We start from the raw sequence: 16,364 nt of genomic DNA, 5'->3' as shown, positions 1-16,364 counted from the left end.
TGGGGCTCACAAGTTGGAAATTGTTTGTGGGTCGTTACGTTCGACGGTAGAAGCCTTGATGGCGGTGCCTTTGAACGAACCACTTTCTATCGTCCCACCGTGTTTGAGTATCAGCGGGTAGCCCTTTTTCTGGTTCTTAGTATAACCAGCCGTTGTGGAGGCTTTGGCATCAATTAACCTCGGTGGTGAGTTTGTCTGCTTAACCATATTATCGACTCTTACACGATAGTTCACAGGCTTACCACTTGCATCAAAAGGCCTTATCAACACCTGCTCTGTAGCGGATTTTTTGCAGCGGGCCGGTGCCGTCGACGCGGGCCAGGGGTTCGTAACCTTCGTCTTCGTAGAGGTAGAGGCTGGTCTGCTGATGGCGATGTTCCTGCAACAAGCGCAAGCCGTCCCAGGTGAAACGGGTTTCTCCGAGTGGGTAGCCGTGGGTGTCGTGCTCGGTTTTTTCAATGCGTCGGCCCAGCGGGTCGTAGGTCATCCTGACCACGCTGCCGTTTTCGTTGCGCACTTCAATCAACCGGCTTTCGGCGTCGTAGGCGAAGCGTTGCAGGCCCCGTTTAGCGCTGCGCTTTTCGATCAGCCGGCCAAAGGCGTCGTAGCGGTAACGCTTGTCCTGAAAGGTCAGCAGTTTGTTGTGCACCACCAGCCCGGCACCGGGTTGCGGGCCGTCCAGCAGGTTGGCGGCGGCGTCGTAGGCGAAGGTTTCGCGCTGGCCGTGCAGGCTGTCCTGGCTGGCGATGATGCGGCCGGTGGCGTCGTAGTGCAGCAATTGCCGATGCTGGCCGGTGGGTTGTTGATCCAGGCGACCGATCAGGTTGTTATTGGGGTCGTACTCGAAATGTTTTTGTACGGGGGCCGGCATCAGTGATGGCTGGCTGCTGTGTCGGCGTTGGCGTGAGCGTAAGCGCCCGCTGCGGTCGTATTCGCTGCGGGTGCTGATCTGGCCCTGGGTGCGCAGCACTTCGCGGTGCGGGCGATCACGCTCGAAGTCGCTGATGACCTGGCCGTCGAGGTTGATCTGGTGCAGGTGGCCGCTGCCGTAGTACAGGCGATTGAGCCAGCGGCCGTCGGGCAGTTGGGTCTGGATCAGGTTGCCGAGTTCGTCGTAGTGGTGGTGCAGGCTGCCGGCGGCGCTGTTTTCGGCGAGCAACTGGCCGGTGGCATCGTAGGCGAAGCTCAGGGGCTGGGCGTTGCCTTGCAGGTCGGTGAAGGCGGGTTACATGCCTGCTTTTGAGGTGTAGGCGATCCGTGGGAGGGAGCTTGCTCCCGCTCGGGGGCGCAGCCGTCGTAAGCCGGCTGATGCGGTTTATCTGGAGAATGCGTCAGCCTGTTTTGGGGCGGCTTCGCCGCCCAGCGGGAGCAAGCTCCCTCGCCACAGGATTTGCGTTTCGAAGCAAGCCCTGTGGCGTTCGCTCATTTATTCCTCGTCCACATCATCCTCATCGATCAGTCCTTGAACGAAACGGAGGAAGTTCGAGCAAATAGGCTTCTCGGATTCAGCCTGGTTCTCTTCCGGGCTAAGGTCACTATCAAACGTGTCAGTCGTGAAATAACTGATGGCTCCCGAATCAAGGTTCAAGCAAAAGAAATTGCCGCCCAGGTCGTCTGCGAAAGGAAGGAGATGTGCAGGAAGAACTTGTTTCTTCAGCATCAACTGATAGGTGGACAGCAGCGTGGGTTCACCATAGGTAATCGGCCTGAAAGAGGCGACTTCGATGGGGTCGAAAAAGTCTTCGCTGACCCAATAAGCTCGTTCCGGCATGCCGCCGTTGTACTTGAGGTAATGGTTTCGAAAGTGGGGCGGTAGTTTCTTTCCGATAGTGGATTCCAGATGATCCAGATCCGCTGAGATAATAGCAGTTTCGTCATCTGAGAATTTGTTTTCGATCATCACTCATCCCAATGGAACTATTTAATTTGAAATCACGCTGTTGGCCGCCGCCAGCACGGCGCCGAGGATGGTCTAATTCTACATTTTTCAATGTCAATACTGTTCAGCAAGATTGTGTGATCGTATGGAACGTTCTTTTGATTTCATCAAAGAATAAATACGCCTGAGAGTTGTCATGGCTTAAATCACTAATATCGAGTTGCCCCAAAAAAATCATTGGTTTTCCATCCTGTATAGGCCATTCGGGGTTTTGGAGCCATTTAGGTGGTGTCTTCAGAGAGCGAAAATCACTTTTTATCTGTTTCTTTAACCATAGTTGCAACTCTTTGGTGCTAAGTGATTTCTTGTCTTTAATGAGGCTGGATAGATAGTCTGATGGTAGGGACAACCATTTTGGCTGAACTTTTAGCGTTAGGTTAAATAGCTCTTCATATTTTTTTTCGATCTTGTGGGGTATATTTTTCTTGTTTAAAAAGTCAGCTAGAAGAATTTGGGTGTTATATATGGATTCAAGGTTTTCATAATTTTGACTAATGGCGTATGTGTATAGGTCCGGTTCTGCCACATAAGCTGGTAAATTTTTCTCGCTTTTTAGTAGCTCTTCAATTGATGAGTTTGAATGAATTTTCTCTTCGAATTCTTTTGGCGAAATGGATGCTTCGACAAATTGCTTCACGATTTCTATTGCAGTCATTACTTGGTTCCTAGATGTCTGAACTCATCAAGTTCGGCATGTTGTTCCCGTGTGACTTCACGTAAATTTCGCGGGTTATTCACGCCGACTTCGCCATTGCGTTGAGGGTTGTGATGGTGCAACTCCATCGAATTTCCGTTTGCGTCCAAGGGGGCCGAGCCACGCTTCATTCGGCTCATATTGGCTGGACTGAATTCACCTGAAGTTTTCGAGGCTTCGTGTCGATTCTTCCAATACCTTGATCTCACTACGTCCCATGCAGCAGCTTTGCCGTTAGGCAGAGGTTTATCAATAGCGTCGCCTCTTTTCCAGCGTTTGAACTGGACACAACTCCAACCCCATGGGTCCACCCATCCTACGGGGTTATATCCATATTGATAAAGATTGATTCCCCCCGCCAACCCAATCGGATCCGGCGTCGTAAACCTCCCCACATCCGGATCATAGAACCTGAACGTATTGAAGTGCAGTCCCGTCTCCCGATCCAGGTACTGCCCCTGAAATTGCAGGTTCTGCTCTTCAATGTAGTACGGCTCGCGTATCTCTTCTAACGTGTTGCCCCACACCCGATAAGTTGCCTGCCAGATGTTGTGGCCGTCTGCCTCGGTGAGCTGTTCCGGCAGACCGTTGAGGTCGTTGTGGTAGTAACGGATTTTTTGCAGCGGGCCGGTGCCGTCGACGCGGGCCAGGGGTTCGTAACCTTCGTCTTCGTAGAGGTATAGGCTGGTCTGCTGATGGCGATGTTCCTGCAACAGGCGCAGGCAGTCCCAGGTGAAGCGGGTTTCGCCGAGTGGGTAGCCGTGGGTGTCGTGCTCGGTTTTTTCAATGCGTCGGCCCAGCGGGTCGTAGGTCATCCTGACCACGCTGCCGTTTTTGTTGCGCACTTCAATCCGACCAGGAGCAGCAGAGGGCGCTTGAAGTATCGCCCGCTGGTTTATTTCTTGCTGTTCATCACCGGATCGGCAAGGTTTTCATCGCCATCATTCATTCGCTGCAAAAGCTTTACTGCGCGGGAAAAACCTTGAGCGGCTGAGCGTTCCAGCCACTGTCTGGCTCGTTCAAAGTCCTGCTCGACTATCCATCCATCAAGGTACATTTTCGCCAAGTCATATTGACCGTGGGCATCACCGGATTCGGCTCGGGGAAAGTGAAATTCCACCGTTTGGGATGTGGTATCAATCTCCCAATAATCGCGTTTGTTTACCTGGAATAGCCGAACAGTTTGATCGTTCACCCATTCAGCAGGCCCTAGCAACGACTCAAAAAGACCCAGCGCGACGCTGATTCGCGTGGCTGTGAAAAATGCTTCAGGCGTGTTTTTTGAACCCTGCACCAGGACGCCGATGTTGATGTATTGATCCGCGCGCCAAGCAGCCGTTGCAGTGAGCGTTTTGGACGGGTTTTTTAGTGAGCGTCCCGAGGTACCTGAGAACCGATAGTCACGTTTGATGATTTCAGCTTGGAGCTTATGTATCGGGTCGGTATCCCACCCTTTGAGCGCCGCCAGTGACAAAAGCGCTTCGTTAATGTCCTCGATTAACGACTGGCGAATGGCGCTGTCCGTAGCGTCCGCAGGTAGCTTATCGAGGTGTTTGAATGGATGAGAGTAGGTGCAAACATCCAGAAGCGTTTTCTCCGCTTCGACTGGAGCTTGCTGAAGAATTATTTTGGAAATGCCGCCAGCAGGTAGCTTGCACTTAGTAGCAAGGAGATAAACGTAGAGTACGGCTGCCTCTCGAATGCTGTGAGTCTGGAGGCGCTCCGTAGGGGAGTCGATTTCAAGTGTCGATAAATATTTGCTCATCAGAATATCTGCCTAGGTCGATATGACGTTGCGAACCCTCCAGTCGGAGATCGAGTCTCAAACTTTAATAACGACGTTCGCGCTGCGCACTCCGCGTGCGCATTATTCACGGAATACGCAGCTTTCGTGCGCGAATTGACCCTGCCTGAATGGTTTTGTCCGTATTTTCAGAAGAATTCACTCTTCTGTCCATTAGGTCACGACAACGGCATTTCGAAAACAATCTTGCCTAAACGGTTTTTAACAATATAAATATCGTCTTTTATTTCTGCGCTTTTAAAATAATCACTCCTGTCAATAAAGCTTGGGATGTCATTCATCCAGGTTTTCTCTTCCGTCGAATGTTGTGAGTTGGTTATTTCGCAATACCAACTCTCGCCAACTTCAGGGCTTAAAAGTCTAAAAACATCGATTTTTTGTTTTTTGTCTTTGCTGCTTTTTGAGAGTTTTTTAATTTGAGTTGTCAGTTGGAATTGAGTCTCTTTCACCGCGTTGCGAGTGGCATTTATTACACTGACGACTTCTTTGTTTTCGACTTTTTTTGTGGCGATGGTAATGAGCGCGTTACTTAACTCTTCTAACAGCTTGGTATTCTGGGTGAAGCGGTCTAGTGACAAAAAAGCTTTGAAATCGAAATCTTCAATAAAGATATTAGTCACGCCTAGCACATTATCAAATAAATCCTCCTCGCCCCTCGGACCCAATTCCACGACTATTTTACTGCTTCCGTTGATTTCTATCTTTGGCAGCAACGCCATAAATATCTGCGTAATGGGGTGGCTTAACCAACGAATACGGACATTCTCTGGCAGAATGGCCGAGTCGCTTTCTTGCAGGATGAGCATATTCAGATTCATTGCTGTGTTCGCTTTCAAAAATTAGCGGTTATCAGGCGTGCCGTATAATTTAATGTAGCCATCTCTTGTGTCAACCTGTGGTAATGGATTTTTGTGTATAGGCGAAGGCATGTCACCCCCATTTCTGGCCGCATGTTTGTCGGTGATTTTTTGTTCGGTAGCCTTGGCTTGTAATCGGGTCTTGTTCTTCTCCACTACAACCGCCTTGTAGCGGCCAGGTTGGTTTATATTCAGCGCGTTTACTTGTTTGTTGGCGCGGGGGGACGTACCGTTTTTATTCATGGGTCGTCCGCTTATCCCCGGCTTCATCATCTTTCCGGTTTTTGTATCAACGATGACATAGACGTGATTAGGGTTCTTACTTGAGTGACTATTTCCGTGGACTTTTTGACCGCCGCCACATGTGGCCAGCCCTAATGGGTCCACCCAGCCAAACGGGTTGTCGGCATAGGTATATGTGTTAATGCCCCCCGCCAACCCAATCGGATCCGGCGTAGTAAACCGCCCCACATCCGGATCATAGAACCGGAACGTATTGAAATGCAGCCCCGTCTCCCGGTCCAGGTACTGCCCCTGAAACCGCAGGTTCTGCTCTTCGATGTAGTACGGCTCGCGCACCTCTTCTAACGTGTTGCCCCACACCCGATAAGTCGCCTGCCAGACGTTGTGGCCGTCCGCTTCGGTGAGCTGTTCCGGCAGGCCGTTGAGGTCGTTGTGGTAGTAACGGATTTTTTGCAGCGGGCCGGTGCCGTCGACGCGGGCAAGGGGTTCGTAACCTTCGTCTTCGTAGAGGTAGAGGCTGGTCTGCTGATGGCGATGTTCCTGCAACAGGCGCAAGCCGTCCCAGGTGAAGCGGGTTTCGCCGAGTGGGTAGCCGTGGGTGTCGTGCTCGGTTTTTTCAATGCGTCGGCCCAGCGGGTCGTAGGTCATCCTGACCACGCTGCCGTTTTCGTTGCGCACTTCAATCAACCGGCTTTCGGCATCGTAGGCGAAGCGTTGCAGGCCCCGTTTAGCGCTGCGTTTTTCGATCAGCCGGCCAAACGCGTCATAGCGATAACGCTTGTCCTGATAGGTCAGCAGTTTGTTGTGCACCACCAGCCCGGCACCGGGTTGCGGGCCGTCCAGCAGGTTGGCGGCGGCGTCGTAGGCGAAGGTTTCGCGCTGGCCGTGCGGGCTGTCCTGGCTGGCGATGATGCGGCCGGTGGCGTCGTAGTGCAGCAGTTGGCGGTGTTGCGCGGCGGGTTGCTGGTCGAGTTTACCGATCAGGTTGTCGGCGGGGTCGTACTCGAAGTGCTTTTGCACCGCTGCCGGCAGCAGCGAAGGCTGGCTGCTGTGGCGGCGTTGGCGTGAGCGCAAGCGGCCGCTGCGGTCGTATTCGCTGCGGGTGCTGATCTGGCCCTGGGTGCGTAGCACTTCGCGGTGCAAGCGGTCGCGTTCGAAGTCGCTGATGACCTGGCCGTCGAGGTTGATCTGGTGCAGGTGGCCGCTGCCGTAGTACAGGCGATTGAGCCAGCGGCCGTCGGGCAGTTGGGTCTGGATCAGGTTGCCGAGTTCGTCGTAGTGGTGGTGCAGGCTGCCGGCCGTGCTTTGTTCTGCGAGCAACTGGCCGAGGGCGTCGTAGGCGAAGCTCAGGGTTTGTGCGTTGCCGTGGTTGTCGGTGAAGGTGACGGCGGTGAGCTGGTCCAGTGGGTCGTAGCTGTAGTCGGTGCGGCCATCGTCGGTGACTTTGGCGATCAGCCGGCCAACGGCGTCGCGTTCCAGACGATGAACGATGGGGGCCGGCGGTGCTTCGGGGACGACGGCCAGACCGTTGCCGTAAGGCGCCGGAATCGCCGTGACCGCCGCGACGTTATCCAGCAGGTCATAGGTGTAGCGCTTGGCGCTGCCGTCGAGGTCTTGTTGTTCGGTCAGCCGGTCTCCAGCATCCCAGGCGAACCGATAACTTTCACCGTTCTCATTGGTCAGCGCTTGCAGTCGCCCATAGCTGTCGTACCCGAACTGCACCTGCCGGCCATGGGCGTCGGTGCGCTGGCGTACCTGGCCGCGACGGTTATGTTGATAGAGCGTGGTGTGCCCGGCCGGGTCGGTATAACCGGTCAGCTGGCCGCTGACGTCGCGCTGATATTGCTCGGTGCGGCCGTCCGGCAACTGGCTGCTGAGCAACCGTCCCTGGGCGTCGTAGCTGAACTGAGTGCGTTCGCCGAGGGCATCGGTGATGGTTTGCAGATAGCCCCGGTTGTCGTAGCTGAATCGCGTCGGATAACTCGAGCAATCGATGTGTTCGATCAGTTGGCCGAACGGGTTCCAGCGCAGTTTTTTGCTTTTGCCGGTGGCGTCGATGATCTCGACGACCTGGCCGTGGGTGTCGTAGCGGTAGCGGGTGACATGGCCCTGCGGATCAGTCTCGGCGATGCAGTTGCCGCGCTGATCGTAGCGATATTGCCAGCTGTTGCCGGCGGCATCGGTTTCCACCAGCGGCAAGGCCCAGTGTTCCAGCCATAGGGTCGAGTCACTGCGGCCCAGCGGGTCGGTTTCACCGATCAGGTTGCCGGCGTCGTCGTAGCTGTATTCGTAGCGCCCGCCCAGCGGGTCGGTGGCGCTGAGCAGTTGGCGTTCGTCGTTCCACTCGAACTGCCAGGTCTGGCCGAGGTTGTCGGTGTACTCGGTGATCTGGTGCTGGGTGTTCCAGCGCCGTGTACTGATGCGCTGCGAGCCATCGGTGATGCGCGTGACACCGGCGACTAGGTCATAGTCGAACCGGTAAGTATCGCCCTCGTCGGTCCAGTGGCGGACCACGCACCATTCAAGGTCTTCAACTAACGCCCATTCATAGAAGCATCGCAGCCCCGTGGGCAATTGATGCTCGACCATTCTCCGCCCGGCGTCGTAGCTGAAGCGCCGTTGCACCTGGCCGGTGGCGTCGCGCACCTCGGCCAGATTGCCCATTGCATCGTAGCCATAGCTGACGAGCACTTCGCGACGTTGGTCGGGGTACAGGCGTTCCACCCGAGCCACGCGACCGCCTTCATGAATCAGCTCGACCTGCACCAGATCGAAAGTATCCCGCAGGCGCGACAATCGTCCGGTTTCGTCATAGTCGAGGTAGATGCGGTTGTCGTTGCGGTCGCCCAATTGATCAAGGCGCAGCAGCGCTGTATTGCCCGGCGTTGGATTGAACAAACGGTATACGCCGTCATCGCTTTCAATCAACAACTGCCCATTAACGTGCCGTCGAACGCTCAGCCCTTCACCGGCACTGAACACCGCGCCGCCCAGAGGAATCGAGCCCATGTCGATGCGCCGGGCTTGTTCATCGGTGTAGACCAGCGTTTCCCCGCCCTCCGGGTGAGGCAGAATTTCCACGCACACTTCGTAGGACACACTCCAGCCCGCGCCGAACACCCCGTCGCGGCGCTCGTCGCGGCTGTTGTAGAAGCGCTGCCAATCCATCGGCAAGACACCGGGCAGCACGAAGTCCAGCTCATCGTCGCCCCCCAGCACCTTGGCCCCGGTCGCGGCGTGCACCGGGTTCGACGAACCCATGGCCGCGTTGGCCATCGCGCTCATGGCGCTGCTGACGGCCATCGACGTCGCGCCGCCGATCAGCATGCATGGCAGTTTGCTGAAGAACTTGCCTTTGCCGCCCTTGAGCATCAGCAACGCGGTGACCGCCAGTCCTACGCCCGGGGTCTTGCCGCTGCGGATCTCGCGCACTACCACCGAGCCGCCACCAATGGTGACGTTGGGTGAGATCAGCCCGGAACCCACCACCTTGGCGTCGCAGGTGGTGCGGTCGCCGCTGCGCACGGCCGGTTGGCCGTTGATGGTGACTTTGTCCGAGCCCTCGGCCAGAAACTGCGGCGGCATCGGCGGATGCTTCATGCAGGTGACCAGGTCCAGCGGCTTGGGCACCGCGCCGGGCGCCGGGGTGGCGACGGTGGGGCGCCACATCTGGGAGAAGAAGCTCTCGGCCATGTCCAGATAGCTGGGCTCGGCTTCGGGCTCGGGTGTCTCCAGCTCGGTACCGGCCGGCGCGACATGGGACGCAATCGCCCCGGCGGCGCGGGCGGCGGGAATGTTGTTGGTGAGGGTGTTGGTGGAACCGGTGAGAATCGTCGCCTGCACCGTGGGCGGAAACAGCGAATTGCTGAAACTCTCGCACAGGTTGCTTAAACCCTTGTCGGCCCCGGTCTTGCTCATGGCGAGACCGACGATGGTGCCCACCACCGCGCCGAGCAGGAAGCACCCGAGCCCGCCGGTGACGACGGTGATGCCGGTGGCCGCGACCACGGCAGCGGTGGCCAGCGCGGTAATCGCAATGTTCGCCGCCACCTCCAGCACACCGCCAAGAATGTCGGCCATCATCGAGGTGTGGTCGAGTGCATCGCCCAGCCGGGCGGCCCAGAGTGCGTCAGACATACGGGATGTTCATCCGACGCAAGCGTCTGGCCGCCGCACAATCGCTGTGCTTGTTGCGCAATTGTATGCCTTCCATTGCACCGTTCTCCTTGTTGGTTACGGCATGCGCATCAGCGCGGCTCTAAGGCGTTTGATCAGCTTCGGATCTTTGAGGCAATCGGATGGCCGTATGTTATCCAGGGCGGGCACTTGCTGTTCGATCCACCACAATCCTTCCTTGAGCCCTCTTTTACCGTAGAGAATGACCGCCATATCGAGGTTGCCATCCAGTCGTTTCGCCAGGGTGCGGGCGTCGTCGTCGAGATAGTCTTCTTCATATAACTGCACAAGCACTTGCCATTCGGCATCGCCAGGGTAATCGTCTTCCAGTTGTTCCATCTTCTGCGCTCATTGGCCGGGTCAGATTCATGACCTGAAGATTAACCATAAAAATAATCAAAAAACAGTTCGAAATTTTCTTTCCCAAGCAGGGGACTGACTTCCTTTGTGACTAATTTCACGAACTTGCTGGAAAGCTCGTCATCATCGTTATAGATCTCAAAGATTTCGAATTTTCCGTGGACAACCTCAATCAACTTGGCAAAAGCGAAAAAGAAATCAGCCAATGAATCGGCAATTTTGAAAGGCAAAGTCACGTCACCGCTGGCAAATACAGGTGTGCCCTCAATGTTGGTAACAGCGATGACAGGTTTACCGCCTCCGATATCATCCATAAATACTACAAAACTGGCTGGCCAGTGTGGGTTGAGCTGCGACTTGTTTGAATTGCCATCCCACTTGTAGCCCACTTGGTCCTCTTCAAGGATGTTCAGATCAAAAAAACGTATCGGAGTCAAACCTGTCTCTATCTCTACACCCACAGGCTCGTAGTTGTCATAGAAAAAATCAGTTTCGACAGAGCGTTCAAGCATTTGCGGCCATGTGGCGTTGACTTGGCCATTCTTTTCGAAGCCGCCCTCTAACTGGAACTTCTTGTGGATACGGCGCAGCTCTATTAGTGCCTTTTCTAACGCGCTCATGTTCGTTATTCCGAATAAAAACTCAAGTGACGCATTTAGGCTTGCCAGGCGTTTAAGGCAGTTGATCAAGCGCCTTCATAGCTGTTACCACCAGCTGTGAATTAAACGCTGCTCTTTATCTTAGTGGTACAGGTAAGCGTCGGGTTAAAGGTCGCAGATTCTCACGATCCGTCCACAGCCCCGGAAATACTTCAAATTTCAAATCGTCACGGTTAAGTCCAGTATCGAAATAGCGGCACAATCTGTCGCTCAAGTCTTCGTCCCCCCACATGTTGGTAAGTTCATACTGTTCAATAGCGTCGCGATTTTTTGAAAGTTTCAGCTCTTTTTGACGCACGGGTGCCAAGCTGTAATCGATAGCGCAGTCTTTGCCGGTATCGATCAGGTCGGCACCGCGAAAGGGGAAACCGCCCTCAAAGTTAACGTGCGGTCGTAACCAGTAACGTTCGTGGTCTGACAGGACCAGTGGAGTCGCAGGCTGTAGTTTTTCGACGGCAAGTCGTTGGGTAACGACCTTCCCTACAAAACCGCTGAACAGAATTTTACTGTCGTCCAGCACGAGATCGCTCCAGATTCCATTCACGCTTCTCACGTCGTAAAAGCGCATGACGGAATTTTTGATCATCTGGCCTACGGTATATAAATCGTCTCGCAGTTTGAGGCTGACTAAATCGCCTTCCTTCCAGGTTATGCGCTTGGCCATGGGGCTCACTCCACTTTAGTAATCATTAACGAATCACTCATGAGCAACGGCCTCCTCTGCCTTTACTGACCCCTTTGGCGGCGGCTTTGACTCTGGCTTTGTTGGCGGCTTTTATAGGTTTATCCAAGGCTTTACCTGCTGGTGTTTTGGTCAGATGTTTATCAGCCGCAGCAAGGTGCGGTCACCGCTGCGCACGGCCGGTTGACCCAGAGTGCGTCAGACATGCAGGGTGCTCATCAGGCCGGAACGTCGAACAACAGCGAATTCTTGATGGTCGCCCAATGCGCGGCTTCGGCATCGCCGAGTTTTTCGGCCTTCACGTAGCTCAGGGCGAGCATTTTGCGGGTGCCGGGCAACACCAGCGCCAATTGGTACTGGAAGACTTTGTCGTTGCCCTTGTTGAACTGGCTGCGCAACTCGATGCCTTCGACGTCCTGGTTGGCACCCAGGCGCACGGCGACGCCCGGTTGAAAACGCAAGTCTTGCACTTGTTTTTCCAGGCGTTTGAGCTGGTCGTCGAAGTTGCTTTGCAGGGTTTCGCCGTCGGCCAGCAAGCTGCGGCTGACGATCAGCGAAGTGCCCAGTTCGGCGAACTTGAGGATGTTGATCGACGCGTCCAGTAACTCGCTTTCCGGCAGCTGGAACTGGAATTCATTGATTCGGTAGGTCATGGAACACAGCTCTCGTGATTAGCTCTTGGACTTGGGAAACGCGGCATTGATGTTGGCGTCGATGCTCGCCTTGACGCCCTGGCCATCAGGCGTGGCGCCAGCGCCGCCGCCATTGTTCAGGTGCAGCACGCCGCCGGTGTTGAACTCGGCATCACCGCTGGCATAGAAGCTGATTTGCACGCCGGTCAGGTTGATCTGGCCGCTGGCATTGAGCTCCAGGATGCTTTCACCACAGACCAGCCGCAGGTTCTCGCCCACTTCAATGACGTAGCTCTGGCTGATGCTGTCGGTCTTGCGCTGGCCCACCGACAGAATGTCTTCCTGCTTGACGATGCGCAGACGGTTGTTGCCGATGGTCACCGTCTCGTTATGCCCGATGCTCTTGTTGCGGTCGTGGCCCACCGAGTGGCTTTCATCGACCTCGACCACGATGTCCTGATTGCGCTCGGCATGGATGTACAACTGCTCGGCGCCTTTTTTGTCTTCCATGCGGATTTCGTTGAAATTGGCCGGTGTGCCGCCCTTGCTCGAACGGCTTTTCATGCCGCTCTGGGTGGCGTTTTCCGGCAGGTCGTAGGGCACGGTCTGTTCGGCGTTGTAGACGCGTCCGGTGATGATCGGCCGGTCCGGGTCGCCTTCGAGGAAGCTGACGATGACTTCCTGGCCGATCCGCGGGATCTGCATCGAGCCCCAGTTTTTACCGGCCCAGGACTGTGACACGCGAATCCAGCACGAGCTGTTTTCGTTGGACTGATCATGCCGGTCCCAATAGAAATGCACCTTCACCCGACCAAACTGATCGGTCCAGATTTCCTCGCCTTTGGGGCCCACCACCAACGCGGTCTGCGGGCCTTTGACGATGGGGCGATGGGTGTTGGGCAGCGGGCGGTAGCTTTGTTGGGCGTCGATGCAGGTCAGGCTGCTTTCGAACTGCGCCGAAGGCGCGCCACCACCGGTTTCCCCGCTTTCCTGGGAAATGTAATAGCGGGTGCCGACGATCAGGTATTCACGGTTCTGGTCCTGGCGGCTGAAGCCGGTGAGGCTGAACAAATGACCCGAGCCCAGGCCTCGGGCGTTGCCGGCCAGCTCGACCTGTTCGTGCAGGGTCTGCAAGGCTTCGATGCGGGTGCGGGCGTAATGTTCGCCGTCTTCGCTTTGCACATAAGTGCCGGGGTAGTCGTACAGCGGATAGTCGCCGGCGGTGTGCGGACGGGGCATGGCCGAGCGCACGTCGATACGCGCGCTGGGGCGCTGGAAATCATAGTCGTTGAGCTCCAGCGAACCCGGCTGGACTTCCTGGGCCAGGTGCCAATCGTGGATGTGATCGCGTTCGCGCTGCTGCTCATTCCTGGGGTAGTAGGGCACCGAGGCGTAGCCGGGCGCACTGGCGTGAGCGCCGTAGGCATCGGCCAACACCAACACATGACGACCCTGTTCATGGCGGAAGAAGTAGTAGATCCCTTCCTGCTCCATCAGGCGGCTGACGAAATCGAAACTGGTTTCGCGATACTGCACGCAGTATTCCCACTCGCGATAGGGCCGGCTCAGGGCGTCTTCGAAATCGGAAAAGCCGAGGTCGCGAAACACCTGCTTGATGATCTGCGGGATGGTCAGGTTCTGGAAAATCCGGCAATCGGAGGTGCGGGTCAGCAGCCAAAGCCAAGGCCGCAGCGTGACCTGGTAGCTGGCGAACTGGCCCTGGTCGACATTCTGGCTGCAGCGGGCAACGATGCCATGGAAATGACGTTCACCACCGCCGTCCAGTTGCAGGCTCAGGGACATGGGTTTGCCGAGCAACTGGTTGAGGTCGATGGCATTGTCCAGCGAGTGCAGTTGCAACTCATAGTTGAACAGCCGCCCCAGCTCTTCGCCGCCGCCCATGTCTTTGAGCAACAGCACCTCTGGCCCCAGGGGGCTGGTGACTTTTGCCAGGCGTGAGGCTTGGTTGAATAACATGGGCTGTCCTTATTCGCTGTCGCAATCCTTTTGACGCTGCCGAAGATTGCAGCCTTTTGACTTTAAAGATCAAGAGATTGCGACCTTCGGTAGTTCGTACAGAGACGCGCGACCGCCAAGGGCGGTGGCGCAGAAGTCATAATGTAGTTCGTTACTTGGGGGAGAGGAACCAGGCTCTTGATTGTTGCCAGGCATTACCTGAATATCTGCTCCCCTGCGCGTCACCTCACGTCTATGGAAAGCGATTACTGTGACCTCTTACCGCATGCAAGAAGCCGATCTCGAAATCCCCGATACCTGGCAGGACCAGAGCATCAATATTTTTAAGCTGCCAGCAGTCGGCCCTGCTAAAGAAGCCAGTTTCGTCATCAGTCGCGATGCTACCCAGGGCGACGCGCCATTTGCAGAATACGTGGACCGCCAACTCAAAAGTGCGGAGCAGCAACTGCCGGGTTTCAAGCTGGTTCAGCGCTGGGACACGGTGCTGCAAGGGCATACCGCCACATTGCTGGATTACACCTGGCAACGCGAGGGGCGCGAACTGATGCTGCGCCAGGTGTTCATCGAGCGTAAGCCGTCCGTGCTGATCACCACCTTGACCACGACACCGAATGACTTCGCCTATCACGAGCAGGCCTGGAAGCTGGCGATGCATTCGTTCAAGCCACAGCCTCCAATCATCTGAGCATCCATACGTCCCACTGAGCAGTCATACACATCAGTAAGGTAGATGCGCGCAATGGATGCACAGGCTGCAGCACGTCTGGGTGACGAAATAGCCCATGGATTCGGGGTCGCAGCGATGGTCGCCGGTGCCGTAGCCGGCGCCTTGATCGGTGCCGCGGTCATCGCCGCGACCGTCGCCACCGGCGGTGTGGCGGTGGCGATTTTTGCCGGCTCGATTGCAGCCGGCGGCTTGTCGATGTTCCAGATCGTCAAGGGGCTTTCCACCATCTTCAATTTGCCCGAGCCCACAACGGGCAAGTTGCAGATGGGCAGTTTCAATGTCTATATCAACAGCTTCAATGCCATGAGAGCGGGAGAGGACGTCGCTTCCAGCTGCTCCGGGCTGCCGATGAATCATCCGATGTGGCCCTTTCCGGTATTGATCGCTGAAGGCAGTGCCACGGTGTTCATCAACGGCAAACCGGCAGCACGCTTGCACAGCAAAATGGTTTGCGGTGCTCATATCAAGAGCGGCAGCCCCAATACGTTTATCGGCGGGCCGACGGTTTCGGTGGCGTTTGTCCTGGATATTGAGGGATGGATGCATACCGGGTTGGAAGCACTGGGATTGTTGGCGGCGGGTGCGGCGTTGGTAATGGCCGCCATGGCGGGTATCGCCGTTCTCGTCGAGTTCGTGGTGGTGGGCGGGTTGGTTTTGGGGGGCATGGAGCTTCTGGGCGATTTGGGCGATCGTCTGGGGCCGGGTTATCGGGACCTGCTGCAAGGTGTGGCCGGCATGGCACTGCTTGGGCTGAGCCCGAAAATGGCGAAGTCGGCCAAGCCTGCCGAGATTGCGCCACCCAAGTACAAGCCTGGTGTGACCGAGGCCGATATCCTTGCCACACCGAAGGGGTCTCGACCCGATGCCGACACGTACCTCTCACCCGAGTATGTGACCGAGCACCTGGCCCAGTTCGACAAAGGCGCCTCACGCTTCACGACAAAGAACAACCTGGATAAGTACGGACTCGCTCAGCGCGACGGCACGACGTTCCTCATGCCCAAGCATGAAGCTGATCAATTGCTTGCCAATGCCAAGGGCGACAAGAGGGCATTGGAGAAGGCGCTTGGGCTTCCCGAAAATACGCTGGAAAGTAGTACCCTTGTTCGGGTCGATATACCCGCGCCTAGAGACTTGAACCTGCGTATTCCTTCAGGTAACGAGGCCGGCGCTAACGAGTTTTGGATCCCTGGCGGTAAGCTGCCTACCGGTAGCAGCGAGGCGGTAATCGACGCCGGAGGCATTTCACCCAACGACTTCAGTTGGACGGCACTATGACTGTAGAGGTAGTCATGAAATTTCACGATGTTTTGGTAAGTCGCGAGGACATGTTCTCCGTGGGCATTGAACAAGACTCGGGTCGATTCTACGTTTCTATACCGGTCAGCAATGGCATGGCCGACTACGAGGAATACTATGAAATCGATCGTGCGACCTTTGAGCTGTTCAGGCGTGACCCGGGTGCCGCACTGCCGTTTGTCATGCGTTGCAGAAAGCGCGAGCTGGACGAACTGTTGATGATCCAGCCGGGAACAAACCGCGGCACGGCCATCTGAGCGTCGAAAGGCAAGGGCGCTGAGGCCGGCGTTATTCCTTGCGTGAAACCTGCACGGA

14 protein-coding genes and 2 pseudogenes are annotated in these 16,364 nt (G+C 55.9%); 3 read left to right on the top strand and 13 right to left on the bottom strand.

What is annotated here, in order from left to right; all coding sequences use genetic code 11:
* Nucleotides 1-6: 6 nt before the first annotated feature.
* The 13 genes and pseudogenes from AABM55_RS29100 to AABM55_RS29040 form a co-directional block, all read right to left on the bottom strand.
* Nucleotides 7-234 carry a hypothetical protein gene (locus AABM55_RS29100; RefSeq protein WP_347928395.1) on the bottom strand — a complete coding sequence of 76 codons (228 nt, stop codon included), beginning with the start codon at nucleotides 232-234 and terminating at the stop codon, nucleotides 7-9.
* Nucleotides 235-277: 43 nt separating this feature from the next.
* Nucleotides 278-1,219: pseudogene (locus tag AABM55_RS29095) on the bottom strand (type IV secretion protein Rhs); the annotation flags it as partial.
* Between the two features lie 207 nt (nucleotides 1,220-1,426).
* A complete protein-coding gene (locus AABM55_RS29090; RefSeq protein WP_347928394.1) occupies nucleotides 1,427-1,900 on the bottom strand; it encodes an SMI1/KNR4 family protein in 474 nt (157 codons plus the stop codon).
* A 103-nt stretch (nucleotides 1,901-2,003) separates the two neighbouring features.
* Entirely contained in the window at nucleotides 2,004-2,594 is a 591-nt protein-coding gene (locus tag AABM55_RS29085) for a hypothetical protein (RefSeq protein ID WP_347928393.1), read from the bottom strand.
* Nucleotides 2,595-2,686: 92 nt separating this feature from the next.
* A pseudogene (locus AABM55_RS29080) lies at nucleotides 2,687-3,484 on the bottom strand (RHS repeat-associated core domain-containing protein); the annotation flags it as partial.
* Nucleotides 3,485-3,528: 44 nt separating this feature from the next.
* Nucleotides 3,529-4,398, bottom strand: a complete 870-nt coding sequence (locus AABM55_RS29075; protein WP_347928392.1) for an SEL1-like repeat protein — start codon at nucleotides 4,396-4,398, stop codon at nucleotides 3,529-3,531.
* A gap of 197 nt (nucleotides 4,399-4,595) precedes the next feature.
* Nucleotides 4,596-5,243: a hypothetical protein gene (locus tag AABM55_RS29070; RefSeq protein ID WP_347928391.1), complete on the bottom strand. Its 648-nt coding sequence runs from the start codon at nucleotides 5,241-5,243 to the stop codon at nucleotides 4,596-4,598.
* Nucleotides 5,244-5,276: 33 nt separating this feature from the next.
* Complete coding sequence (locus AABM55_RS29065) at nucleotides 5,277-9,674, bottom strand: RHS repeat-associated core domain-containing protein (RefSeq protein ID WP_347928390.1); 4,398 nt, start codon at nucleotides 9,672-9,674, stop codon at nucleotides 5,277-5,279.
* Between the two features lie 96 nt (nucleotides 9,675-9,770).
* Nucleotides 9,771-10,052, bottom strand: a complete 282-nt coding sequence (locus tag AABM55_RS29060; protein ID WP_347928389.1) for a hypothetical protein — start codon at nucleotides 10,050-10,052, stop codon at nucleotides 9,771-9,773.
* 41 nt (nucleotides 10,053-10,093) lie between these two features.
* Nucleotides 10,094-10,693 carry a hypothetical protein gene (locus AABM55_RS29055; RefSeq protein WP_347928388.1) on the bottom strand — a complete coding sequence of 200 codons (600 nt, stop codon included), beginning with the start codon at nucleotides 10,691-10,693 and terminating at the stop codon, nucleotides 10,094-10,096.
* 115 nt (nucleotides 10,694-10,808) lie between these two features.
* The gene (locus AABM55_RS29050) at nucleotides 10,809-11,396 is read right to left on the bottom strand and encodes a hypothetical protein (protein WP_347928386.1); all 588 of its coding nucleotides are present in this window, start codon (nucleotides 11,394-11,396) and stop codon (nucleotides 10,809-10,811) included.
* A gap of 236 nt (nucleotides 11,397-11,632) precedes the next feature.
* The gene (locus tag AABM55_RS29045; RefSeq protein WP_103314782.1) at nucleotides 11,633-12,067 is read right to left on the bottom strand and encodes a DcrB-related protein; all 435 of its coding nucleotides are present in this window, start codon (nucleotides 12,065-12,067) and stop codon (nucleotides 11,633-11,635) included.
* Nucleotides 12,068-12,085: 18 nt separating this feature from the next.
* The gene (locus AABM55_RS29040; protein ID WP_347928385.1) at nucleotides 12,086-14,023 is read right to left on the bottom strand and encodes a type VI secretion system Vgr family protein; all 1,938 of its coding nucleotides are present in this window, start codon (nucleotides 14,021-14,023) and stop codon (nucleotides 12,086-12,088) included.
* A gap of 250 nt (nucleotides 14,024-14,273) precedes the next feature.
* On the opposite strand from AABM55_RS29040, the gene AABM55_RS29035 reads away from it, so the two are divergent.
* The 3 genes from AABM55_RS29035 to AABM55_RS29025 are packed head-to-tail and all read left to right on the top strand — an operon-like array spanning nucleotide 14,274 to nucleotide 16,306.
* A complete protein-coding gene (locus tag AABM55_RS29035) occupies nucleotides 14,274-14,708 on the top strand; it encodes a DcrB-related protein (RefSeq protein WP_054594718.1) in 435 nt (144 codons plus the stop codon).
* Between the two features lie 54 nt (nucleotides 14,709-14,762).
* Nucleotides 14,763-16,028: a PAAR domain-containing protein gene (locus AABM55_RS29030; RefSeq protein ID WP_347928384.1), complete on the top strand. Its 1,266-nt coding sequence runs from the start codon at nucleotides 14,763-14,765 to the stop codon at nucleotides 16,026-16,028.
* 14 nt (nucleotides 16,029-16,042) lie between these two features.
* Nucleotides 16,043-16,306 carry a hypothetical protein gene (locus AABM55_RS29025; protein ID WP_347928383.1) on the top strand — a complete coding sequence of 88 codons (264 nt, stop codon included), beginning with the start codon at nucleotides 16,043-16,045 and terminating at the stop codon, nucleotides 16,304-16,306.
* Nucleotides 16,307-16,364: the final 58 nt, after the last annotated feature.

Origin of the sequence: Pseudomonas helvetica (assembly GCF_039908645.1) — a bacterium.
Classification (GTDB): domain Bacteria; phylum Pseudomonadota; class Gammaproteobacteria; order Pseudomonadales; family Pseudomonadaceae; genus Aquipseudomonas; species Aquipseudomonas helvetica.
This window is presented reverse-complemented; position numbering and strand designations above follow the sequence as displayed.